This window comes from Mammaliicoccus sp. J-M41 (assembly GCF_022385935.1).
GTDB lineage: Bacteria > Bacillota > Bacilli > Staphylococcales > Staphylococcaceae > Mammaliicoccus > Mammaliicoccus sciuri_A.
This window is the reverse complement of record NZ_JAJNIR010000024.1, coordinates 1-24,190: the sequence shown is the minus strand read 5'-3', so window position 1 is coordinate 24,190 and position 24,190 is coordinate 1. Positions and strand designations below refer to the sequence as shown.

Annotated in this window: 23 protein-coding genes; 22 read left to right on the top strand and 1 reads right to left on the bottom strand. The window is 33.5% G+C overall.

Annotated elements, in window-relative coordinates; genetic code table 11:
* Positions 1–33 precede the first annotated feature (33 nt).
* The 15 genes from LQ686_RS09560 (at position 34) to whiA (ending at position 15,329) form a co-directional block, all read left to right on the top strand.
* Positions 34–609, top strand: a complete 576-nt coding sequence (locus tag LQ686_RS09560; RefSeq protein ID WP_037588750.1) for a TlpA family protein disulfide reductase — start codon at positions 34–36, stop codon at positions 607–609.
* Positions 609–1,259 carry an HD domain-containing protein gene (locus tag LQ686_RS09555; RefSeq protein WP_025904529.1) on the top strand — a complete coding sequence of 217 codons (651 nt, stop codon included), beginning with the start codon at positions 609–611 and terminating at the stop codon, positions 1,257–1,259. Before LQ686_RS09560 ends, LQ686_RS09555 begins: the two co-directional genes overlap by 1 nt.
* 8 nt (positions 1,260–1,267) lie before the next feature.
* Positions 1,268–1,498 carry a DUF2198 family protein gene (locus LQ686_RS09550; protein ID WP_025904530.1) on the top strand — a complete coding sequence of 77 codons (231 nt, stop codon included), beginning with the start codon at positions 1,268–1,270 and terminating at the stop codon, positions 1,496–1,498.
* A gap of 132 nt (positions 1,499–1,630) precedes the next feature.
* Positions 1,631–3,613, top strand: coding sequence for an excinuclease ABC subunit UvrB (uvrB, locus tag LQ686_RS09545; RefSeq protein ID WP_107565257.1), 1,983 nt, complete (start codon positions 1,631–1,633; stop codon positions 3,611–3,613).
* 5 nt (positions 3,614–3,618) lie between these two features.
* On the top strand, positions 3,619–6,453 hold the full coding sequence (uvrA, locus tag LQ686_RS09540; RefSeq protein ID WP_239733292.1) for an excinuclease ABC subunit UvrA: 2,835 nt from the start codon (positions 3,619–3,621) through the stop codon (positions 6,451–6,453).
* A gap of 17 nt (positions 6,454–6,470) precedes the next feature.
* Positions 6,471–6,785 carry an SHOCT-like domain-containing protein gene (locus tag LQ686_RS09535; RefSeq protein ID WP_239733291.1) on the top strand — a complete coding sequence of 105 codons (315 nt, stop codon included), beginning with the start codon at positions 6,471–6,473 and terminating at the stop codon, positions 6,783–6,785.
* Between the two features lie 132 nt (positions 6,786–6,917).
* A complete protein-coding gene (hprK, locus tag LQ686_RS09530) occupies positions 6,918–7,850 on the top strand; it encodes an HPr(Ser) kinase/phosphatase (protein ID WP_058612018.1) in 933 nt (310 codons plus the stop codon).
* Positions 7,850–8,668, top strand: a complete 819-nt coding sequence (gene lgt / locus LQ686_RS09525) for a prolipoprotein diacylglyceryl transferase (RefSeq protein ID WP_107596538.1) — start codon at positions 7,850–7,852, stop codon at positions 8,666–8,668. Before hprK ends, lgt begins: the two co-directional genes overlap by 1 nt.
* Positions 8,669–8,686: 18 nt before the next feature.
* A complete protein-coding gene (locus LQ686_RS09520; RefSeq protein ID WP_107596537.1) occupies positions 8,687–9,169 on the top strand; it encodes an acyltransferase in 483 nt (160 codons plus the stop codon).
* 8 nt (positions 9,170–9,177) lie between these two features.
* Complete coding sequence (locus tag LQ686_RS09515) at positions 9,178–10,614, top strand: tetratricopeptide repeat protein (RefSeq protein WP_107596536.1); 1,437 nt, start codon at positions 9,178–9,180, stop codon at positions 10,612–10,614.
* A gap of 63 nt (positions 10,615–10,677) precedes the next feature.
* Positions 10,678–11,625, top strand: a complete 948-nt coding sequence (gene trxB / locus LQ686_RS09510) for a thioredoxin-disulfide reductase (protein ID WP_025904538.1) — start codon at positions 10,678–10,680, stop codon at positions 11,623–11,625.
* 444 nt (positions 11,626–12,069) lie between these two features.
* Positions 12,070–12,975: an RNase adapter RapZ gene (gene rapZ, locus LQ686_RS09505; protein ID WP_107591067.1), complete on the top strand. Its 906-nt coding sequence runs from the start codon at positions 12,070–12,072 to the stop codon at positions 12,973–12,975.
* A complete protein-coding gene (locus LQ686_RS09500; protein WP_103361507.1) occupies positions 12,972–13,958 on the top strand; it encodes a gluconeogenesis factor YvcK family protein in 987 nt (328 codons plus the stop codon). Before rapZ ends, LQ686_RS09500 begins: the two co-directional genes overlap by 4 nt.
* 143 nt (positions 13,959–14,101) lie before the next feature.
* Entirely contained in the window at positions 14,102–14,254 is a 153-nt protein-coding gene (locus LQ686_RS09495; RefSeq protein WP_182476221.1) for a hypothetical protein, read from the top strand.
* Positions 14,255–14,384: 130 nt separating this feature from the next.
* Positions 14,385–15,329, top strand: a complete 945-nt coding sequence (whiA, locus tag LQ686_RS09490; protein WP_025904541.1) for a DNA-binding protein WhiA — start codon at positions 14,385–14,387, stop codon at positions 15,327–15,329.
* 49 nt (positions 15,330–15,378) lie between these two features.
* Here whiA and clpP read toward each other — a convergent pair whose 3' ends face one another.
* A complete protein-coding gene (clpP, locus tag LQ686_RS09485; protein ID WP_025904542.1) occupies positions 15,379–15,969 on the bottom strand; it encodes an ATP-dependent Clp endopeptidase proteolytic subunit ClpP in 591 nt (196 codons plus the stop codon).
* 442 nt (positions 15,970–16,411) lie between these two features.
* Between clpP and LQ686_RS09480 the strand changes: the two genes are divergently transcribed.
* The 7 genes from LQ686_RS09480 (at position 16,412) to eno (ending at position 23,841) form a co-directional block, all read left to right on the top strand.
* On the top strand, positions 16,412–16,657 hold the full coding sequence (locus LQ686_RS09480; RefSeq protein ID WP_078355524.1) for a glutaredoxin family protein: 246 nt from the start codon (positions 16,412–16,414) through the stop codon (positions 16,655–16,657).
* A gap of 150 nt (positions 16,658–16,807) precedes the next feature.
* The gene (locus LQ686_RS09475; RefSeq protein ID WP_025904544.1) at positions 16,808–17,824 is read left to right on the top strand and encodes a sugar-binding transcriptional regulator; all 1,017 of its coding nucleotides are present in this window, start codon (positions 16,808–16,810) and stop codon (positions 17,822–17,824) included.
* A 49-nt stretch (positions 17,825–17,873) separates the two neighbouring features.
* Positions 17,874–18,884: a type I glyceraldehyde-3-phosphate dehydrogenase gene (gap, locus tag LQ686_RS09470; protein WP_025904545.1), complete on the top strand. Its 1,011-nt coding sequence runs from the start codon at positions 17,874–17,876 to the stop codon at positions 18,882–18,884.
* A 114-nt stretch (positions 18,885–18,998) separates the two neighbouring features.
* Positions 18,999–20,189 (top strand): phosphoglycerate kinase, encoded by a 1,191-nt coding sequence (locus tag LQ686_RS09465; protein WP_107591066.1) that lies wholly within the window; start codon positions 18,999–19,001, stop codon positions 20,187–20,189.
* Positions 20,190–20,211: 22 nt separating this feature from the next.
* On the top strand, positions 20,212–20,973 hold the full coding sequence (gene tpiA, locus LQ686_RS09460; RefSeq protein WP_107591065.1) for a triose-phosphate isomerase: 762 nt from the start codon (positions 20,212–20,214) through the stop codon (positions 20,971–20,973).
* Entirely contained in the window at positions 20,973–22,505 is a 1,533-nt protein-coding gene (gpmI, locus tag LQ686_RS09455) for a 2,3-bisphosphoglycerate-independent phosphoglycerate mutase (RefSeq protein WP_107591064.1), read from the top strand. The genes tpiA and gpmI overlap by 1 nt, the downstream gene beginning before the upstream one ends.
* Positions 22,506–22,536: 31 nt before the next feature.
* Positions 22,537–23,841 (top strand): surface-displayed alpha-enolase, encoded by a 1,305-nt coding sequence (gene eno / locus LQ686_RS09450; protein ID WP_025904549.1) that lies wholly within the window; start codon positions 22,537–22,539, stop codon positions 23,839–23,841.
* Positions 23,842–24,190 lie beyond the last annotated feature (349 nt).

The following is a 24,190-nucleotide window of genomic DNA, read 5'->3' as shown; positions in this document are numbered from 1 at the left end:
TAAACGTAAATGTTAGTGTAGAGGTTTGAAAACATGAAAAAAAGGTTAAAAATCATATTAGTTATACTTTTGTTATTGATTATTAGTATCAGTGTTTATAAAGTATTAGATATCAATAAGTTTCAAACGAACGAACAGTTTAAAGAGCAACAAGGGAAGCAATCGTTTCAAAACAGTCATCCAGCTACAGGCATGAATGTAAATAATGAAACTGTAAATGTTTTTTCAACTGAAAAATCAAAACAATTAAAAGAGGTAACATCTAAAAATGATATTACAGTTATTAATTTATTTGCCTCTTGGTGTGACCCTTGTAAACGAGAAATGCCTGAACTTGTAAAATATGCAAAGCACGAAGATAAAGGTGTCGAATTAGTTGGTTTAAATGTTAAAGATAAACGAAAGCCAGCTAAACAATTAATGGACGATGTAAATGTGAATTACGATGTTTACGTTGCGCAAGATGATTTTCTAGAAAAATATAAATCGTATAATATACCTACAACTTTGTTTGTAGATAAAAATGGCGAAATCAAAAAAGTGTATTTAGGTGAATTATCTGAAAAGACACTAAACAACTTAGTTACACAAGTTAAGGAGGAAATTTAATGGGGGTACATCAATATTTTAAAAGTTTGTCTGATTTAGAGAAATTAGTAAGATGTCCAGGTAAATTTAAGTATCAAGACCATAATGTCGCAGCACATTCCTTTAAAGTAACGAAAATAGCGCAATATTTAGCAACAGTAGAAGAACAAAATGGTCAAGAAATAGACTGGAAACTTGTATATGAAAAAGCTTTGAACCATGATTATCCTGAAATATTTACAGGTGACATTAAGACACCCGTGAAATATGCGTCTTATGAAATTAAAAAATTATTCTCTCAAGTTGAAGAAGAGATGATCGATAAATTTATAACAGAAGAATTCCCTGAGCAATATCAAGATATATATAGACATAGACTACAAGAGGGTAAAGATGATAGTATAGAAGGGCAAATATTAAGTGTTGCTGACAAAATTGATTTATTGTATGAATCTTTTGGTGAAATTCAAAAGAGAAATCCAGAACCTTTATTCTTCGAAATTTATGAAAGTTCATTGGAAACGATCATGCAATTTGATCATTTAGCTTCTGTACAAGATTTTATTCAACATATTATACCTGATATGTTACAAGAAAAATTTATACCACGTTCAGAGTTAAGAGAGATAACAATGACGATACTTGAGAAACGTGAAACAAAAAGGAGTTAGTGAATTGAATGATTTGGCCGATTCTAGCTTTGTTTCTTCCTTGTTTAATGGTTATTATTTTCACGCAAATTGCTCAAAATAAATGGATTGGATTACTTGTATCCAGCATTATAATTGGTGTTTCGGTTTATAAAGGCTTTTTTAACAATGAGCTTATCATGTTGTTAGATGTACTGAGTTTAGTGGCAGGCTTTTATATAGTTGATACACTTAAAATAGATAAAATTGAATCAAGATAGATAAGAGGAATAATCATTTAGATTTTTCCTCTTATTTGTATGTAAATTTAAAATTAACGAACAAATGTTTGGTCATTTTTACAAATTTTTGATAAAATAAATATATATATTACAGAAAATGAGGAGGTTCCTATGCAACATTTTCCTTTTAAAATACATTCTGACTATTCACCTCAAGGGGATCAGCCAGAAGCTATTAAATCTCTTGTAAATGGTATAAATGAAGGCAAGAGACATCAAACTTTACTAGGTGCAACAGGTACAGGTAAGACATTTACGATGAGTAATGTCATCAAAGAAGTCGGTAAACCTACATTGATTATTGCACATAATAAAACGTTGGCTGGACAGCTATATAGTGAGTTTAAAGAATTCTTTCCTGAGAATAGAGTAGAATACTTCGTTAGTTATTACGATTATTATCAACCTGAAGCATATGTACCTCAAACGGATACTTTTATTGAAAAAGATGCCTCTATAAATGATGAAATTGATAAACTTCGACATTCAGCTACTAGCGCATTGTTTGAACGAGATGATGTTATCGTTATTGCGAGTGTCAGCTGTATTTATGGTTTAGGTAATCCAGAAGAATATAAAGACTTAGTTGTAAGTACGCGTGTCGGTATGGAAATGGAACGTAATGAATTGTTAAGAAAGCTTGTCGATAACCAATATTCACGAAATGATATAGATTTTAGACGTGGTACATTTAGAGTTAGAGGAGATGTTGTAGAAATATTTCCAGCATCACGAGATGAATTATGTGTCAGAGTAGAGTTCTTTGGAGATGAAATCGATAGAATTAGAGAAGTGAATTACTTAACAGGTGAAGTTATTGCTGAAAGAGAACATTTTCTATTTTATCCCGCATCTCACTTCGTAACACGTGAAGAAAAAATGAAAGTTGCGATTGAGCGTATTGAGAAAGAACTTGAAGAACGATTGGCTGAACTTCGAAAAGAAAATAAACTTTTAGAAGCTCAACGACTTGAACAAAGAACGAATTATGATTTAGAAATGATGAGAGAAATGGGCTTTTGTTCAGGCATTGAGAACTACTCTGTACATTTAACGTTACGACCAAAAGGATCTACACCATATACATTATTAGATTACTTTGGTGATGATTGGTTAGTGATGATTGATGAATCTCACGTAACGCTTCCTCAAATTAGAGGTATGTATAATGGTGACCAAGCGAGAAAAAATGTCTTAGTAGAACACGGCTTTAGATTACCAAGTGCTTTAGACAATAGACCACTTAGATTTGAAGAGTTTGAAGAAAAAACGAAACAATTGGTTTATGTTTCAGCAACACCGGGACCATATGAAATTGAACATACTGATGAAATGGTCGAACAAATTATTCGTCCTACAGGTTTATTAGATCCAATTGTCGAAGTCAGACCAAGTGAAAATCAAATAGATGATTTAATGGCTGAAATTAATGAGAGAATAGAAAGAAATGAACGTGTATTAATTACAACATTAACTAAAAAAATGAGTGAAGATTTAACGACTTATTTAAAAGAAGCCGGCATTAAAGTGAATTATTTACACTCAGAAATAAAGACATTAGAAAGAATAGAAATCATTCGAGACTTAAGAATGGGTGTTTATGATGTATTAGTTGGGATTAACTTACTAAGAGAAGGTTTAGATATCCCAGAAGTTTCACTTGTGACGATTTTAGATGCAGATAAAGAAGGTTTCTTGAGATCAGAGCGTTCGTTGATTCAAACGATTGGTCGAGCTGCACGTAATGATAAAGGTAAAGTTATTATGTATGCTGATAAAATTACAGATTCTATGAGAACAGCATTAGATGAAACAAGTAGAAGACGTGCTACTCAAGAAGCGTACAACGAAGAACACAATATAACACCGCAAACAATTAACAAGAAAATACGTGATGTAATATCAGCAACTGTAGAAACGGATGAAGTAACCGAAAAAGATACTAAAAAAGCGCCTAAGAAACTTACGAAAAAAGAAAGAGAAAAGACAATCGAGCGCATAGAAAAAGAAATGAAAGATGCTGCGAAAGATTTAGACTTCGAGCGTGCATCTGAACTAAGAGATATATTATTTGAACTAAAAGCAGAAAGGTGACTGAGATGAAAAACAAATCCATCATCGTAAAAGGTGCAAGAGCACATAATTTAAAAGATATAGATATAGAAATACCTAAAGACCAACTTGTAGTTATGACTGGATTATCTGGTTCAGGAAAGTCGTCTTTAGCATTTGATACGATTTATGCAGAAGGTCAAAGAAGATATGTAGAATCATTAAGTGCCTATGCGAGACAATTTTTAGGGCAGATGGACAAACCAGATGTAGATTTAATTGATGGTCTTTCTCCAGCGATATCAATCGATCAAAAGACAACAAGTAAAAACCCAAGATCAACCGTTGCTACCGTAACTGAAATATATGATTATTTAAGACTATTATATGCAAGAGTTGGAAGACCAATATGTCCAAACCATGGTATTGAAATTAAATCACAAACGGTTCAACAAATGGTTGATCAAGTTATGGAATTAGAAGAAAGAACAAAAATACAAATTCTTTCACCAATCGTTTCAGGGCGTAAAGGTACACATAAGAAATTAATCGAAGACATTGCTAAAAAAGGCTATGCAAGATTAAAAGTAGATGGCGATATATTAGATGTTGATGATGTTCCAGATTTAAACAAAAATCAAAACCATTCTATTGATGTCGTGATTGATAGACTTGTTATTAAACCAGGTATTGAAGCAAGATTAGCTGATTCCTTACAAACAGCGCTAGAATTAGCTGACGGTAATGCAGTTGCTGATATTATTGATGGTGATGAAATTAAATTTTCTGAACACCATGCTTGTCCTATTTGTGGTTTCTCAGTAGACCAATTAGAACCTAGAATGTTCTCATTTAACAATCCGTTTGGTGCTTGTCCATCTTGTGATGGCTTAGGAAGTAAATTAACTGTAGATGTTGATTTAGTCGTGCCAGATAAGACTTTAAGTTTAAATGAAGGTGCCATTTTGCCATGGCAGCCAATCAGTTCTAATTATTATCCAACTTTATTAAAACAAGCTTGTGAACATTTTAAAATTGATATGGATAAACCATTTAACAAATTAACGAAAAAAGAAAAGAACATCGTCTTAAGAGGTCATGATGATGAAATAGAATTTAAATTTAATCAAGATTATGGCGTTAAAACAGAAAGAAAAAGAACGATGGCTTTTGAAGGTGTGCTAAATAATATTGAACGTCGTTACCATGATTCACCATCTGAATACGTCAGAGAAGTGATGCAAAAATACATGGTCGAAAAAACTTGTGAAACATGTGATGGCTATCGTTTAAATGAAAAAGTACTTTCAGTCAAAGTAGATGGACAACATATCGGTGAAGTAGTTAGATATTCAATTTATAATGCAATTAAACATTTTGATAACCTAGATTTAGATGAAACGGAACGTAAAATTGCGAAGCTCATCTTAAAAGAAATACATGAAAGATTATCTTTCTTAAATAATGTAGGTTTAGAATATTTAACACTTAATAGAGCATCAGGTACTTTATCTGGTGGGGAAGCACAACGTATTAGACTGGCAACTCAAATTGGTTCTAGATTATCTGGTGTGTTATATGTGCTTGATGAGCCTTCAATCGGTTTACATCAAAGAGACAATGATCGCTTAATTGATACATTGAAATCAATGAGAGATATGGGTAATACATTAATTGTCGTTGAACATGATGAAGATACGATGAAAGCTGCCGATTATTTAATTGATATAGGTCCAAAAGCAGGTGTACATGGTGGTGAAGTAGTTGCAAGTGGAACACCTGAAGAAGTGATGGCAAATGAACAATCTTTAACAGGTAAATACTTAAGCGGTAAAGAAAAAGTGTTTGTACCATCTAAACGAAGAAAAGTTACAAAACGTAAAATATCTGTTAAAGGTGCGACAAGTAATAACTTGAAAAATGTCGATGTAGACTTCCCGTTATCAGTTATGACGTGTGTAACAGGTGTTTCAGGTTCTGGTAAAAGTTCATTAGTTAATGAAGTGTTGTACAAAGGTTTACAAAAACAATTGTATAATACGAAAACAAAACCAGGTGAACATAAATGTATAAAAGGTGTAAATGAAATTGAAAAAATCATAGATATTGACCAATCACCAATTGGTAGAACACCACGTTCAAACCCTGCAACTTATACAGGTGTATTTGATGACATTAGAGATGTATTTAGCCAAACTAATGAGGCAAAAGTGAGAGGTTATCAAAAAGGAAGATTTAGTTTTAATGTTAAAGGTGGCCGTTGTGAAGCTTGTAAAGGTGACGGTATCATTAAAATTGAAATGCATTTCTTACCAGATGTATACGTACCATGTGAAGTTTGTGATGGAAAACGTTATAATAGAGAAACATTAGAAGTAACTTATAAAGGAAAAAGTATTTCTGATGTATTAGAAATGACAGTAGAAGATGCTTATCACTTTTTCGAAAGTTTACCTAAGATAAATAGAAAATTAAAAACAATAGTAGATGTTGGTTTAGGATATGTTAAGCTAGGTCAACCCGCAACAACTTTATCAGGCGGTGAAGCACAACGTGTGAAACTTGCTTCTGAACTTCATAGACGATCTAATGGTAAGTCATTATATATACTTGATGAACCAACAACAGGTTTACACGTAGATGATATTAAACGTTTATTAAGTGTGTTAAATAGACTCGTAGAAAATGGCGACTCTGTCATCATTATTGAACATAATTTAGATGTCATTAAAACTGCAGACTATATTATAGATTTAGGTCCAGAAGGTGGAGATGGTGGCGGTGAAATTATTGCTACTGGAACACCAGAAGACATTGTAGAAGTAGAAGCATCTTACACTGGTAAATACTTAAAACCAATTTTAGAACGAGATCGATCATAAACCAGGAGGGGTTATTTATGAACGAAGTACAATTAAAAATTTTAGACCTTATTGAAGGTGGGAAAATTACTGTTGATGAAGCGGTGAAATTACTTGATGCAACATCTCATAATCAAAAATCATCATCACCATTTGATAAGAAATCTAAAGAAAATGTTGAAAATTTATTTGAAGACTTATTAGATAAATTTAAGACAACTGCCAAATCAGGTAAAACTGAATTTGAAAAGCAGTTTAAAGATAATGAAGGAACAGGTCAAGATCCTATTCAACAATTAGATGAATCTTTAAGAAATATCATTAGAAATTTCAACAAAAATAACGATATTTAATTTTAAGCCCTGGAAACAATAAAACGTTTCTAGGGTTTTTATATTTGCAGAAACTGTTGTAATATTGATAATGATTGCAGTTAAGGTTAAAGTTCATTAGAATTAACATATATTAACCTAGAGGTGAACCCTATGATATCAAGTAGTAAATTAATAGAGCAATTTAATTTGGAAGTTATTGCCGGGAAAAATGGCTTACATCGTAAAATAACAGAAACGGATATATCACGTCCTGGTCTAGAAATGGCTGGGTATTTTTCACATTATTCTTCAGATAGAATTCAAGTATTAGGCACAACTGAGTTGTCATTTTATAATTTGTTGCCTGATGAAGAGAAAAAAGGTAGAATGGCTAAATTATGTAGACCTGAAACACCAGCTATTATTATCACACGAGGTCTAGATGCACCAGAAGAACTCATTCAAAGTTGCAATGAAAATAATACACCACTTTTAAAAAGTGAGTCTTCAACGACTAAATTGATGGGGCAAGTAACCGGATATTTAGAGCGTGAACTAGCACCTGAAACATCATTGCATGGTGTTCTCGTCGATGTTTATGGCGTAGGTGTATTAATTACAGGTGATAGTGGTGTCGGTAAAAGTGAAACGGCATTAGAACTTGTTAAGCGCGGTCACAGACTTGTTGCCGATGATAATGTTGAAATTAAAGAAATTAATAAAAACGAATTAATCGGTAAAGCACCGAAAATCATTGAACATTTACTTGAAATACGAGGTCTTGGTATTATCAACGTTATGACTTTATTTGGTGCGGGATCTATCTTGATGGAGAAAAGAATCAAATTAAACATCAATTTAGAAACATGGAACAAAGAAAAAATATATGACAGAGTCGGATTGAATGAAGAAACTTTAAAAATCTTAGATTCAAAAATAACTAAAAAGACGATTCCTGTTAGACCGGGTAGAAACTTAGCAGTTATCATTGAAGTTGCTGCGATGAACTATCGATTAAACAACATGGGAATTAATACTGCTGAAGAGTTTAATAATCGTCTTAATGCAGAAATTTTGAAAAATGCACGTAAGGAGAATGAATAATGGAAGTGTTAGGCATTGATCCCGTAGCGATACAATTAGGGCCGTTAGCAATACGATGGTATGGTATTATCATTGCTTCCGGTATATTAATTGGATATCTTATCGCACAAAGAACTGCTAAAAAAGTTGGAATAAAAGAAGAATCACTTATAGATTTGATTATATGGTGTGTCGTAATGGCAATTATCTGTGCACGTATTTATTACGTAGCGTTTGAATGGGATTATTACAGTCAACATTTAGCAGAAATACCACTTATTATGAATGGTGGTATAGCTATTCATGGTGGATTGATTGGTGCCTTTTTAACAGGGTTCATCATTTGTCGTAAAAAGAATTTATCATTCTTCCAAATGGTTGATATTGTTGCGCCAAGTATCATTTTGGCACAAGCGATTGGTAGATGGGGTAACTTTATGAATCAAGAAGCGCACGGTGGACCTGTTTCACGTAGTTTTCTTGAGAATTTACATATACCTGAATTTATTATTAACCATATGCAAATAGACGGTATTTATTATCAACCAACATTTTTATATGAATCAATTTGGAATATAATTGGGTTTATCATTTTATTACTCATTAGACCTCAATTGAAAATTGGTGAGACATTCTTTGCTTATTTAATTTATTATTCAATTGGTAGATTCTATATAGAAGGTTTAAGAACGGATAGCTTGATGCTTACTGAACATTTAAGAATTGCTCAAGTTATTTCTATTGTGATAATTGTTGTTTCTATTATTTGTATTATTTATAGAAGAGTACGTTATAATCCGAAAAAATTCGGAGATGTTAAAGGTTATTATCATAACTAATGTGAAAGAAGTGTTTACGTGAGAGCATTAAAGACTAAAAGAGTAGATGGTGCGAATCCATTATGGAAAATGTATGAAACAGTACGTTTTATAAAAGTATTTAAAAATGTTATTATCATTGAAATTAGTAGATATTTACCGAGTGTTAAATGGAAACATTTTCTATACAGAAAAGGGCTCAAGATGAAAGTTGGTCAAAAGACAGCTTTCGCATTTAAAGCAACGCCTGATATTATGTATCCTGAACTTATCACTATCGGTAAAAACTGTGTAATAGGATATAATGCAACCATTCTATGTCATGAATATTTAGTCGAAGAATATAGAATTGGCCGTGTAAACATTGGAGATAATGTCTTAGTTGGTGCAAATGCCACTATACTTGCAGGCGTGAGTATTGGTGATAATGCTGTTATAGCAAGTGGTACAATCGTGACGAAAGATGTACCTAATGATATGATGGCATATGGCAATCCTATGGAACTTAAAAAAAGGCGGTGAGTCAGTCGTTGGGAGAAAATTCAAATGTCATACACGTAAAGTTTGATAAAGACTTCTATTATCATAAAGCAATGGAAAAAATGAGAGAACAAGATTTCGGATATGCCGAGTCTTTATTTAAAAAAGCGCTTGAACTATCACCTAATGATTTTGTGATTATACCGCCTTATGCTGAATGTCTTGTAGAGCTAAATAAAAATACTCAAGCTGAAGAAATGATGTTCGATCAAATTGTGAAAGAAAATTTTGTGACAGATTATTATTTTTATTTAAGTCAAATGTATATAAAGACGAATGAACCTAATAAAGCATTTTTATTTGGGTTAAGATATGTAACAGAAGAGGACGACCAAGATTATTTTGAAGAAATGATTCAAATGTTTGAAGTGAAGTATGATGATCAAACAATTGTGGAAGAAGAAGCGGAAAGATTTGTGATTCAACATATTTTTCAATACTTATTTTCAAATGGTAGGTTACAAGAAGCGAATGAATATATTGATAGACAACGTGCTAAATTACAAGAAGATAAGCATATTATGAATTTAAAAGCGATGTCTATGTTATACAATAGTCAATATGACGAAGCGGAGATATTATTACAAACGATATTGGAAGATAATCCTTCTGATATTTACGCTTTATGTCATATGACATTGTTGCTTTACAACACACAACAGGTGGAACGTTATGAGCAATATCTGAATCAATTAAGTAAATTACATCCTATTAACGATGAAGAATCTTTTAAATTGGGTGTTGTTCTAAGCTATTTAGGAAAGCATAAACCTTCTAATCAATTATTAGTGCCTCTTCTAAAAAAAGCACAAGCTGCTACGCCACAATTACACCACGCCTTAAGTTACAACTTCTATCATTTAGGATATTTAGATGAAGCGAAAAGACATTGGCAAAGATTTGAAGATAGTGTACAATATCATAGTCAATTGCCACCTTGGAAAATTGATGAACTCAAAGATATGTTAGACCGTCATGTTTTACCTTTATTAAAAGACGAAGACTATCGATATAGATTATATGGCATCTTTTTATTAGGGCATATGAAACATAGAGAACTCGTTATGTCTCATGAAATATGGGAAGTTTTAGAAAGTTTACCAGACTATGAAAGGTTATATATAACGTATACTTTTCAAGATTTACATTTAAACAAGTTAGGCTTTATTGATAAAGGTATGAAGCTTATCGAACAATCTATATATCAAAAATATGGAAAAGAGATTTTTGTATCATGGATTGAACATGCAGAAATGCTCATTGCAGATAATGAATCGATTGAACAAGTTGAACATTATGTTGCAGCATCAATTTATATTTATTTAAAGATGTTAAATAAAAAAATAACTAAAAAAGAGATTAAAGATACATTTCATATTACGACGTATCGCTTGAATAAAGCGATCAATGCTATTTTGAGCATATAGTTATGAATAGTAATGATTATAATGTACAATTCTACTGAATTAATAAGAGGAGGCAGTTTATAAATGACTACACAAGTAGATTATGATGTAATTATAGTTGGGGCAGGACCAGCAGGAATGACTGCTGCAGTGTATGCTTCAAGAGCAAATTTATCAACTGTAATGATAGAACGAGGTATGCCAGGTGGACAAATGGCAAACACTGAAGATGTAGAGAACTTCCCTGGTTTTGATTTAATAACAGGTCCAGACTTATCAACTAAAATGTTTACACATGCACAAAAATTTGGTGCTAAATATGAATATGGTGACATTAAAGAAATAGAAGATAAAGGTTCTTATAAAGTTGTAAATATGGGTGACAAAACATTAACAGCTCGTGCAATTATCATTGCAACTGGTGCAGAATACAAAAAAATAGGTGTACCAGGTGAACAAGAATTAGGTGGACGCGGTGTAAGTTACTGTGCAGTATGTGACGGTGCATTCTTTAAAGGGAAAAACTTATACGTAATCGGCGGCGGAGATTCAGCTGTCGAAGAAGGTATTTTCTTAACTAAATTTGCAGACAAAGTTACAATTGTTCACAGAAGAGACGAATTAAGAGCTCAAAAAATCATTCAAGACCGTGCATTTAAAAATGAAAAAATTGATTTCATTTGGAACACAACATTAAAAACAATTAATGAAAAAGATGGTAAAGTAGGCTCAGTAACATTAGTTTCAACTGAAGACGGATCAGAGTCAGAACACCAAGCTGATGGTGTATTCATCTATATCGGTATGAAACCATTAACTAAACCATTTGAATCATTAGGCATTTTAAATGAAAATGGCTATATCGAAACAAATGATGAAATGGAAACTAAAGTACCAGGTGTATATGCAGCAGGCGATGTTCGTGAAAAAACATTACGTCAAATTGTTACAGCAACAGGTGACGGCAGTATCGCAGCACAAAATGCACAAGCATATATCGAATCATTAGAAGACGAAGAACAATTAATATAATTTGAGTAGTCAAGAGGCGAGGACACATGTCCCGCCTCTTTTTTTATGTAGATGTAGGGTGCGGATTGAGATTATCGCTAGGGCCGGATGTAGGAAATATGGACCGATACGGAAAATTATAGGTCCAGAAGTGAGAAATACGGACCGATAAATAAAATTATCGACCCGAAAACGAGATTTCCAGTCCGATAAATAAAATATCGACCCGAAAACAGGATTTCCAGACCGATAAATAAAATTATCGACCCGAAAACAGGATTTTCAGTCCGATAAATAAAATTACCGACCTGAAAACGAAACATCATTATAATCTATGCTATTTCATAAGTGATTACTACCTTAATATTACGGGAAAGATACACTTGTATAAGCCATTTATTTAATGTTTTTTGTGGTGTAATCATGTAAGATAAAAGTATATATGATCGTTAAAGGAGAACTGTTATGCAACCTATCGACAAAACTAATGTAAAAAATGAACTTCTTGTAGTTACAGGAATGTCCGGTGCGGGTAAATCAGTCGCGCTACAAGCTCTAGAAGATTTAGGATACTTTTGTGTTGATAATTTACCGCCTATATTATTGCAAAAATTTGTTGATTTAATGGATCAGGGGAATCCTTCTTTATCAAAAGTTGCAATTGGTATCGATTTAAGAGGTAAGGATTTCTTTGGTAATTTAAGAGATGAATTAGATTATATACAAAGTGAGAAAAAAGTATTAGTAGATATTTTATTTTTAGAAGCGAGCGATAAAAAATTAATTTCTAGATATAAAGAAACAAGAAGAACGCACCCTTTAAGTGAAGAAGGTAGTTTATTATCTGCAATTGAAAGAGAAAGATCTTTATTAAGTGATATTAAAGGTATCAGTAACTTTGTGATTGATACGACTGAAAAGAAACCTAAAGAATTGAAACAAGAACTTGTAGAAGCATTTGAAGAAGATCCATCTACAACATTTCAAGTAAGAGTGATGAGCTTTGGATTCAAACATGGTATGCCCATTGATGCAGATATAGTCTTTGATGTACGATTTTTGCCAAATCCATATTATGTTGAAGAGTTAAGACCTATGACTGGTCTCGACGATGAAGTTTATCAATATGTTATGAAATGGAAAGAGACGAATACATTTTATAAAAAGTTTAGTGATCTGTTGATGTTTATGTTGCCAGGTTATAAGAAAGAAGGGAAATCCCAATTGACGATTGCAATCGGTTGTACAGGTGGTCAACATAGATCTGTTGCACTTGCAAAACGTTTAGGTGAAGATATTAAAGAGAACTTTGACTATGTTGTGTATACATCACATCGCGATGCACATATTGAAAGTAAGCCAAAATCATGAAAAGATTAAAAGTCGTCTTAATTGGCGGAGGAACCGGCCTTTCTGTATTAGCAAGAGGGTTAAAGGAATATCCAATAGATATTACAGCCATCGTAACTGTAGCAGATGATGGTGGTAGTACTGGTAAAATTCGTGATGTGATGGATATACCTGCTCCTGGCGATATCAGAAACGTATTAGCAGCACTTAGTGACACAGAACCAATGCTTGAAAAGTTATTCCAATATCGTTTTGAAGAAGAAGAACTTGGCAGTCATTCAATCGGAAATTTATTGTTAGCAGCCATGACAAATATTACGGATGATTTTGGACATGCTGTAAAAGAATTAAGTAAGTTGTTGAATATTAAAGGGCAAGTCATTCCATCAACAACGAGAAGTGTTGTACTGAATGCAGTTATGTCAGATGGTGAAATTATTGTCGGAGAATCTAAGATTCCTAAGACAGATAAGAAAATTGAAAAAGTATTTTTGACGCCTCAAGATATTGAACCGATGAAAGAAGCAATAGATGCGATTGAAGAAGCAGATTTAATCGTTATGGGACCAGGTTCTTTATATACAAGTATTATGCCGAATTTAATTTTGAATAAAGTTAAAGATGCAATTGTTAATACTGAAGCGGAAAGATTATATGTATGTAACCTCATGACTCAAAAAGGTGAAACAACAGGTTATTCAGTAAGTGATCATGTTAAAGCAATTCATGACCATGTAGGTGCATCATTCATTGATTTTGTTATATGTCAAAATGAGCGTTTCAACAAAGATATCTTATTAAGATATGAACAAGAAGAAGCTAAACAAGTTGAATTTGATGGTGAGAAATTGAAAGATATGGGTGTACAATGTATTCATGATAATGAATTAGTAAGTATTACACCTCATCAATACATTAGACATAATAATAAAGTATTGGCACAACTCATTTATGAAATCGCCTTGAGAGAAATCAGTACAATTCAATATAAGAAAGATAAGTAATCGTTTCGTCTAGAGAAAACAGATAAACGAAAATAGATATTTAATGAAGCAAATGAGACACTTATTCATGTCCAATTTGCTTCATTTTTTTATGGAAATCAAGTAATATAAATGTAAGGGTTTTCAATTTGGGGTGATGGGTCATGAAAAGTGTTCAAATAGTAATGGTGATAATAGGTTGTATATTTTTACTCATAGGTTTAATAGCAAATCAGCAGATAGGTATTACATTTTTAATCATTGGTTTGGCGATGATTTTATTTGGCGTTATTAAAGAACCTTCAAGTAAAACATAAAAAGTTCAAGTTTAAAAACTTGATACGCCCGGCTATTCCATGTAATATGAAATAGATACAAAACGTATGATATGTCTTTTGGCATATCATTATTTTTATGTGCGTATAAACTAAGAAAGGATGATCTGCTGTGAGCTTTGCTTCAGAAATGAAAAATGAATTAACTAGAATTGAAGTAGATGATTGTTGCGCCAAGGCAGAACTTTCAGCTTTGATTAGAATGAACGGTAATTTAAGCATATCTAATCAGCAATTTGTTATAAATGTACAAACTGAAAATGCAGCGATAGCACGTCGAATATTTTCATTAATAAAAAAATGCTTCGGTGTTGAAGTTGAATTATTAGTGAGAAAGAAAATGAAACTTAAGAAAAATAATATATATATTAGTCGAATTAAAGTAAAAGCTAAAGAAATATTAGATGAGCTTGGTATTTTACAAGATGGCATGTTTAAACATGAAATAGATAAAGATATTTTACAAAAAGATTGTTGTAAAAGAAGTTATTTAAGAGGAGCATTTCTAGCAGGGGGTTCTGTTAATAACCCAGAAACTTCTTCATATCATCTTGAAATCTTTTCATTATATGAAGAACATTCAGCAGATTTAACTGCACTCATGAATCAATATGATTTAAATGCTAAATTATTAGAGCGCAAAAAAGGGTTTATCAGTTATTTGAAAGAAGCTGAAAAGATTTCTGATTTCCTAAGTTTGATTGGTGGCTATCAAGCATTACTTAAGTTTGAAGATGTAAGAATTATTCGAGATATGAGAAACTCAGTAAATCGATTAGTCAATTGTGAGACGGCTAACTTGAACAAAACAGTGAGTGCCGCCATGAAACAAGTTGAGAGCATTCAGCTTATCGATAAAGAAATTGGTATTGATAACTTACCCGATCGTTTAAGAGAAGTTGCAAGACTTAGAATAGATAATCAAGATGTTTCAATTAAAGAATTAGGCGAAATGGTAAGCACAGGTAAAATTTCTAAATCAGGTATTAATCATAGATTGCGTAAATTAAATGAAATGGCAGAAAAAATTAGAAACGGCGAGACAATTCAACAATAAAAAAAGCACCTGGGACAATTATTGTCTCAGGTGCTTCTATATTTATGAATTATTTAATATCTTCTGGATGCATAACGTCATCGATTAAACCATATTCTTTAGCTTCTTCAGCTGTTAAGAAGTTATCACGATCAGTGTCTTTTTCAATTTTTTCAATTGGTTGTCCAGTTCTTTCAGATAAAATTTTATTTAATTTCTCACGTGTACGTAAAATATGACGAGCTGCAATTTCAATTTCAGTAGCTTGTCCTTGTGCACCGCCAAGTGGTTGGTGAATCATAACTTCACTATTTGGTAATGCATAACGTTTACCTTTAGCACCAGCTGCTAGTAGGAATGAACCCATAGATGCTGCCATACCAATACAAATAGTTTGAACATCAGGTTTGATGTGTTGGATTGTATCGTAAATAGCAAATCCTGCTGTTACACTACCGCCTGGAGAGTTGATATATAAGTAAATATCTTTCTCAGAATCTTGAGCTTGTAAGAATAGTAATTGTGAAACGATTGAGTTAGCTACATTGTCATCGATAGCTGACCCTAACATAATAATGCGGTCTTTCAATAAACGTGAATAAATATCATAAGCGCGTTCTCCGCGATTTGTTGTTTCAATAACTGTTGGTATTAAATTCATCAGTTAATCCTCCTTTGAATATCTTAATGACCATATCATACACTACAAAGTCAAACATGGTCAAAAAATATGACCTACTGATGAATATTATAACTTAAATAGCTGATTTATACACTGGGAATTTGTGATATGAGTTGTCAATGTTAGCATAAATGATATAATAGTTTCCGTAATCAACGAGCTGTGTGCAGTGAATTTGTGTGACTTCTATATTAAAATAGTCACATCTTTTTCTGATGAAATACTCCCTTTGAGTTGTATTCATTTTGCTTCACTCCTTAATAGTTGATAATTCTATTATATCGACAATATATTAAGTAGATATAAAGTATTTATTAAGACTTATCTCTCCGTAGTGTAACGGATAACACGCAAGATTCCGGTTCTTGAAATGGGCGTTCGATTCGTCTCGGGGAGGCTTATTTTGTAAAGGATGATTTGGATGGCAATTAAATTTTATGTTGGAACAAATTGTGGTTTATGTGAAGATGCTAAGATTCAAATTGAATTTTTTAAAGAATCGTACGATCATGAAATAAAAATAGATACTATTAATATTGAAGAAGATGATACATTACTTGAAAAATATATGTTAAGAATTCCTGTTGTTGAATATGATGGACAAGTTCTACAAGAAGGGAATATTGATTTCATCACATTGACAGAGGCATATAATCAAATGAAATAATAGGAAACGCTTTTAACTTGCATTCTCTATATAAGGGGTGTATTATAAAACTGTAAACAGATATTATTTTTTTGACCCGCATGGGACGAAAAACGTCTAACCCAGGTTAGATATTGCCCATCTGTTAATCTTTGAGGAGGCGACTTGTTTATGGAAGATTTACTAAAAGTACAACATAGACTAGTTCCTGATTTGATTGACAAGATGTATCGACGCTTTAATATTTTATCGACAATCGAGAAGAAGCAGCCTATAGGTAGAAGAACGTTGAGTGATGTTATGAATGTCACTGAACGGGTATTGAGAACTGAGATAGAAATTTTAAAACAACAAGATTTAATCAGCGTTCGGTCAACTGGTATGAAATTGACTGAAACAGGCGAGCAAACGCTTGATTCTTTATCACATTATTTAACACTTTATTCTAGTTTTAATCATATTGAAGAAGAAATTTTTAATCGATATGGTGTGAAAGCTCATATAGTGAGAGGTAATTCGGATTTAGATGAGATGGTTAAAGCAGAAATGGGTAATGTTACTGCTGAATTACTAGAACAGTCATTATACGATCATGCTTCAGTATCAGTAACTGGTGGTTCAACAATGGCAAGAGTAAGTGAATCATTACATCCATTAGATAAAGACATTTTGTTCACGCCAGCGCGTGGTGGTTTGGGTGAAAACGTTGTGTTTCAGGCGAATACAATTTGCGCAAGTATGGCAAATCGTACAGGTGGGTCATATAAAGTCTTGTATGTTCCAGACCAAGTGAGTGAAAGTTCATACGAAACTTTGCTGAAAGAACCTGCAGTTATTGAGGTGCTAGATGCAATACGTCGTTCAGATTTTATTATTCACGGTATTGGTGATGCGCTGAAGATGGCGGAAAGAAGGAAGACTTCTGAAGAAGTTTTAAGCCAATTGAAACATCATCATGCTGTCGGAGAAGCTTTTGGTTATTATTTCAATGACAAAGGTGAGGTCGTGCATCGTGTTAAGACAATCGGTTTGCAACTAGAAGACTTAACAACAAAGACAAACATTTTTGCAGTAGCAGGTGGGACATCTAAAGCAGAAGCGATAAAAGCTTATCTTGAGATTGCGCCAAAGAATACAATTCTTATCACTGATGAAGGTGCTGCAAAAGCAATAATCAATTTGGAATAAAAGGTTATTTAACCTTTTTGAAATAAAAAATAAAAAGGAGGCCATCATAATGGCAACTAAAGTAGCAATTAATGGTTTTGGTAGAATAGGTCGTTTAGCATTTAGAAGATTACAAGAAGTTGAAAATATCGAAGTAGTAGCAATCAACGATTTAACAGATGACGCAATGTTAGCTCATTTATTAAAATATGATTCAACACAAGGTCGTTTCAAAGACGAAGTAGAAGTTATCGAAGGCGGATTCCGCGTAAACGGTAGAGAAATCAAAACTTTCGAAAATCCTAACCCTAAAGAATTACCATGGGGCGATTTAGATATCGATGTAGTATTAGAATGTACTGGTTTCTTCGCTGACAAAGACAAAGCTTCAGCTCACATCGAAGCAGGTGCTAAAAAAGTATTAATTTCAGCTCCAGCATCAGGTGACTTAAAAACTATCGTTTATAACGTTAACCATGACGAATTAGACGGATCTGAAGAAATCGTTTCAGGTGCATCTTGTACAACTAACTGTTTAGCTCCAATGGCTAAAGTATTAAATGATGAATTCGGTATCGTTGAAGGTTTAATGATGACAATTCACGCTTACACTGGTGACCAAAATACTTTAGATGCTCCACATGCTAAAGGTGACTTCCGTCGTGCTCGTGCAGCTGCTCAAAACATCGTACCTAACTCAACTGGTGCTGCTAAAGCAATCGGTTTAGTAATCCCAGAATTAAAAGGTAAATTAGATGGATCAGCTCAACGTGTTCCAGTAGCAACTGGTTCAGTAACAGAATTAACAGCTGTATTAGACAAAGAAGTTTCAGTTGAAGAAATCAATGCAGCAATGAAAAATGCTACAAATGATTCATTCGGTTACACTGAAGACGAAATCGTATCTTCTGATATCATTGGTATCACTTACGGTTCATTATTCGATGCAACTCAAACTCGTGTTATGACAGTTGGAGATCGTCAATTAGTTAAAACTGTATCTTGGTATGACAATGAAATGTCTTACACTTCACAATTAGTTCGTACTTTAGAATATTTAGCAGCTCAAGCTAACAAATAATTTAAATAATTGAACTAAATAGGTTATGCTTATGAGTAAGCGGGGAGCACAACGCTTCTCCGCTTATTTTTAATCGTAAAGTATTTTCTATTATCTAGAGGAGGAAGACAAGTCATGGCAAAGAAGAATGTTAAAGACGTAGAATTAAAAGGTAAAAAAGTACTTGTAAGAGCAGATTTTAATGTACCAATGAAAGATGGTGCAATTACAAACGATAACAGAATCGTTCAAGCGCTTCCTACAATAAATTACATTATCGAACAAGGCGGTAAAGTTATTTTATTCTCACATTTAGGTAAAGTGAAAACTGAAGAAGATAAACAAGGATTGTCACTTAAACCAGTAGCAGAACGCTTAAGTGAATTATTAAATAAAGAAGTAACATTCGTACCAGAAACTCGTGGTGAAGCGTTAGAAAGCGCAATCGACGGATTATCTGAAGGCGATGTATTAGTATTTGAAAATACACGTTTTGAAGATGTTGATGGTAAAAAAGAATCTAAAAATGATCCTGAATTAGGTGAATACTGGGCTTCATTAGGTGATGTATTTATCAATGATGCATTCGGTACAGCTCACCGTGAACATGCGTCTAACGTAGGTATTGCATCTAGTATTGAAACAGCATCAGGTTTCTTAATGGATAAAGAAATTAAATTTATCGGTGGCGTTGTAAGTGAACCAGAACGTCCTTTAGTAGCAATTTTAGGTGGCGCGAAAGTGTCTGATAAAATTGGTGTTATCGAAAACTTATTAACAATTGCTGATAAAGTTATCATCGGTGGAGGAATGGCATATACATTCTTCAAAGCACAAGGTAAAGAAATCGGCTTATCACTTCTTGAAGAAGACAAAGTAGATTTTGCTAAAGATTTACTTGAACGTGCTGGCGATAAAATTATTTTACCGGTTGATTGTAAAGTAGCTAAAGAATTTTCAAATGACGCTGAAATTACAGTTGTTTCTGCTGATGAAATTCCTACTGATCAAGAATCAATGGATATCGGTCCTAAATCAGTTGAAGTATTTAGTGAAGCTCTACAAGGTTCAAATACAGTTGTTTGGAATGGTCCAATGGGCGTATTCGAATTTAGTAACTTTGCACAAGGTACAATTGGCGTATGTAAAGCAATCGCTAATTTAAAAGATGCTACAACAATTATCGGTGGTGGAGATTCAGCTGCAGCAGCGATGGACTTAGGATTTGCTGATGATTTCACACACATTTCTACAGGTGGCGGAGCTTCTCTAGAATATCTAGAAGGTAAAGCATTACCAGGTATCGAAGCAATTTCTGAAAAATAATCATAAAAGGAGTTTATATATCATGAGAAAACCAATTATCGCAGGTAACTGGAAAATGAATAAAACAGTTCAAGAAGCAAAAGACTTTGTTAATGAACTTCCAGCATTACCAGATACTAATGAGGTAGATTCAGTAATTTGTGCACCAACTTTACAATTAGATGCACTTGTTAACTTAACTAAAGAAGGCGTGGCACAAGGCTTACAAATTGGTGCGCAAAATGCATACTTTGAAGATAATGGTGCTTTCACTGGTGAAACATCTCCAGCAGCACTTGAAGATTTAGGTGTTAAGTATGTCGTTTTAGGACATTCTGAACGTCGTGAATACTTCCACGAAACTGACGAAGATGTTAATAAAAAAGCATTAGCTGTATTTTCTCATAATATGACACCAATTATTTGTGTTGGTGAAACATTAGAAGAAAGAGAAGCAGGTAAAGCTGAATCAGTAGTTGGTGGTCAAGTTGAAGCAGCACTTAAAGATTTCACAGAAGATCAAGTTAAAGCGACAGTAATCGCTTATGAACCTATCTGGGCAATTGGTACTGGTAAATCTTCAACTTCTGAAGATGCTAACCAAATGTGTGCACACGTACGTAACGTTGTTGCAGGTGCTTTCTCTCAAGAAGCTGCTGATGCTTTACGTGTACAATACGGTGGTAGTGTTAAACCAGAAAACATTAAAGAATATATGGCTCAATCAGATATCGACGGCGCATTAGTTGGCGGCGCTTCATTAAAAGTTGATTCATTCGTAGCATTATTAGAAGGTGCTAAATAATGGCTAAACAACCAACAGCACTTATCATTCTTGATGGTTTTGCTAATCGTGAAGAAGAGCATGGTAATGCGGTAAAACAAGCCAACAAACCAAATTTTGATAGATATTACAACAAATATCCACATAACGAATTATCAGCATGTGGGTTAGATGTAGGTCTACCAGAAGGTCAAATGGGTAACTCTGAAGTAGGTCACTTAAACATTGGTGCAGGAAGAATTGTTTATCAAAGTTTAACTAGAATCAATAAATCAATTGAAGATGGCGATTTCTTTAAAATTGACGCACTTAAACAAGCAATGGATCACGTTGTAAAAAATGATTCAACGCTACATTTAATGGGACTTTTATCAGATGGTGGTGTTCACAGTCACTACAAACATCTATTTGCACTATTAGAATTAGCCAAAAAACAAGGTGTTAAAAAAGTTTATGTTCACGGATTCTTAGACGGACGTGACGTTGATCAAAAATCAGCACTTAAATATATTGAAGAAACTGAAAATAAATTTAAAGAGCTAGGTATTGGTCAATTCGCTTCTATTTCTGGTCGTTATTACGCTATGGATAGAGATAAACGTTGGGATCGTGAAGAAAAAGCTTATGATGCAATGTCTAATGGCGTTGGACCTGTATATGCAACTGCAGTTGAAGGTGTAGAAGCTAATTATCAAGAAGGTCTAACAGATGAGTTTGTTGTTCCATTTATCGTTAAAGACGAAGAAAAAGGTGTAGAAAATACTGGCGTAAATAGCCATGACGCTATGATATTCTTTAACTTCCGTCCAGATAGAGCGGCACAACTTAGCCAAGTATATACAAATGAAAAATTTGAAGGTTTTGAAATTAAACGTAAACTAGAAGATTTATTCTTTGTTACTTTTACAAACTATAGTGATGATGTTATTGCCGAAGTTGCTTTCAAACCAGTTGATATCAAAAATACAATCGGTGAAGTAGCTGAGAAAAATAATTTAAATCAATTAAGAATTGCTGAAACAGAAAAATTCCCTCATGTTACTTATTTCATGAGTGGTGGTAATCATGCAGAGTTTAAAGGTGAAAGAAGAGTATTAATCGATTCACCAAAAGTTGCAACATACGACTTGAAACCTGAAATGAGTGCATATGAAGTAAAAGATGCTTTAATCAGTGAGTTAGATAAAGGTGATTTAGATTTAATTATCTTAAACTTTGCGAACCCTGATATGGTTGGTCATAGTGGTATGCTTGAACCAACAATTAAAGCAATTGAAGCAGTAGATGAATGTTTAGGTGAAGTTGTTGATAAAATTTTATCAATGAATGGTACAGCTATCATTACAGCAGACCATGGTAACTCTGATGAAGTGTTAACAGATAACGAATCACCTATGACAACTCATACAACAAACCCAGTTCCTGTTATTGTGACAAAAGAAGGGGTAGAAGTAAGAAGTGGAGGTCGCTTAGCAGACTTAGCACCTACACTTATAGACTTACTTGGAGTAGAAAAACCAGAAGATATGACTGGTGAATCATTAATTAAATAATAAATTATAAATTTATAAAGGAGTTTTAATTATGCCAATTATTACAGATATTTATGCACGCGAAGTATTAGACTCTCGTGGTAATCCAACAGTAGAAGTAGAAGTATTAACTGAAAGCGGTGCTTTTGGTAGAGCTTTAGTACCATCAGGTGCTTCAACAGGTGAATATGAAGCAGTAGAATTACGTGACGGAGACAAAGACCGTTACTTAGGTAAAGGTGTTCTTAAAGCTGTAGAAAACGTTAACGAAATCATTGCACCTGAAATCATTGAAGGTGAATTCTCAGTATTAGAACAAGTTTCTATCGACAAATTAATGATCGCTTTAGACGGTACACCAAACAAAGCTAAATTAGGTGCTAATGCTATCTTAGGTGTTTCTATCGCAGTAGCTCGTGCTGCAGCTGACTTCTTAGGTCAACCATTATACAAATATCTTGGTGGATTCAACGGTGTTCAATTACCAGTACCAATGATGAACATTGTTAACGGTGGTTCTCACTCAGATGCACCAATCGCATTCCAAGAGTTCATGATCTTACCAGTAGGTGCTGAATCATTCAAAGAAGCTTTACGTTGGGGAGCAGAAATCTTCCATAACTTAGCTAAAATCTTAAAATCTCGTGGTTTAGTTACTGCAGTAGGTGACGAAGGTGGTTTCGCTCCTAAATTTGAAGGTACTGAAGACGGTGTTGAAACAATTTTAGAAGCAATCAAAGCAGTTGGTTTAGAACCAGGTAAAGATGTATTCTTAGGATTCGACTGTGCTGCATCCGAATTCTACGAAAACGGCGTATATGATTATGCTAAATTCGAAGGTGAAAATGGTGCTAAACGTTCTTCTGAAGAACAAGTAGACTTCCTTGAAGAATTAGTAAACAAATACCCAATCATCACTATCGAAGATGGTATGGATGAAAACGACTGGGACGGCTGGAAACTTCTTACTGACCGTATCGGCGACCGCGTACAATTAGTAGGTGACGATTTATTCGTAACAAACACTGAAAAATTATCTGAAGGTATCGAAAAAGGTATCGGTAACTCAATCTTAATCAAAGTTAACCAAATCGGTACATTAACAGAAACATTCGAAGCAATCGAAATGGCTCAAAAAGCTGGTTACACTGCAGTTGTATCACACCGTTCAGGTGAAACAGAAGATACTACAATCTCTGATATCGCAGTAGCAACTAATGCTGGCCAAATCAAAACAGGTTCATTATCAAGAACTGACCGTATTGCTAAATACAACCAATTATTACGTATCGAAGATGAATTATTCGAAACAGGTAAATTCGAAGGAATCAAAGCTTTCTATAACTTATCAAAATAATTGAGCATATAAATAAAAATGGTTCACATAAAGCCCAAAAGATGTCGTCACATCTTTTGGGCTTTTTATAGTTGTTATAGAAATTTTGGTAGGTGAAGTAGGGAGGTGTTTGGTGGAGAAAATGGCTTGTTGAAGGCTGGATTGGTCGGAGCGGTTGGGGGAGTATCGGAGTGGAGTATTGGGAGATGTGAGTTAAAGAGGCAATAAACTCACAAGATTGAAGAAGATGTGAGTTAAAGAGGTAATAAACTCACAAGATGTACTGAACCCAAAAATCTAAACCTTAATTAGTATATTATTTCAAAGGTTTGTCTCCTGTAATTTTTGGGAGATAAGCCTTTTAATTTTG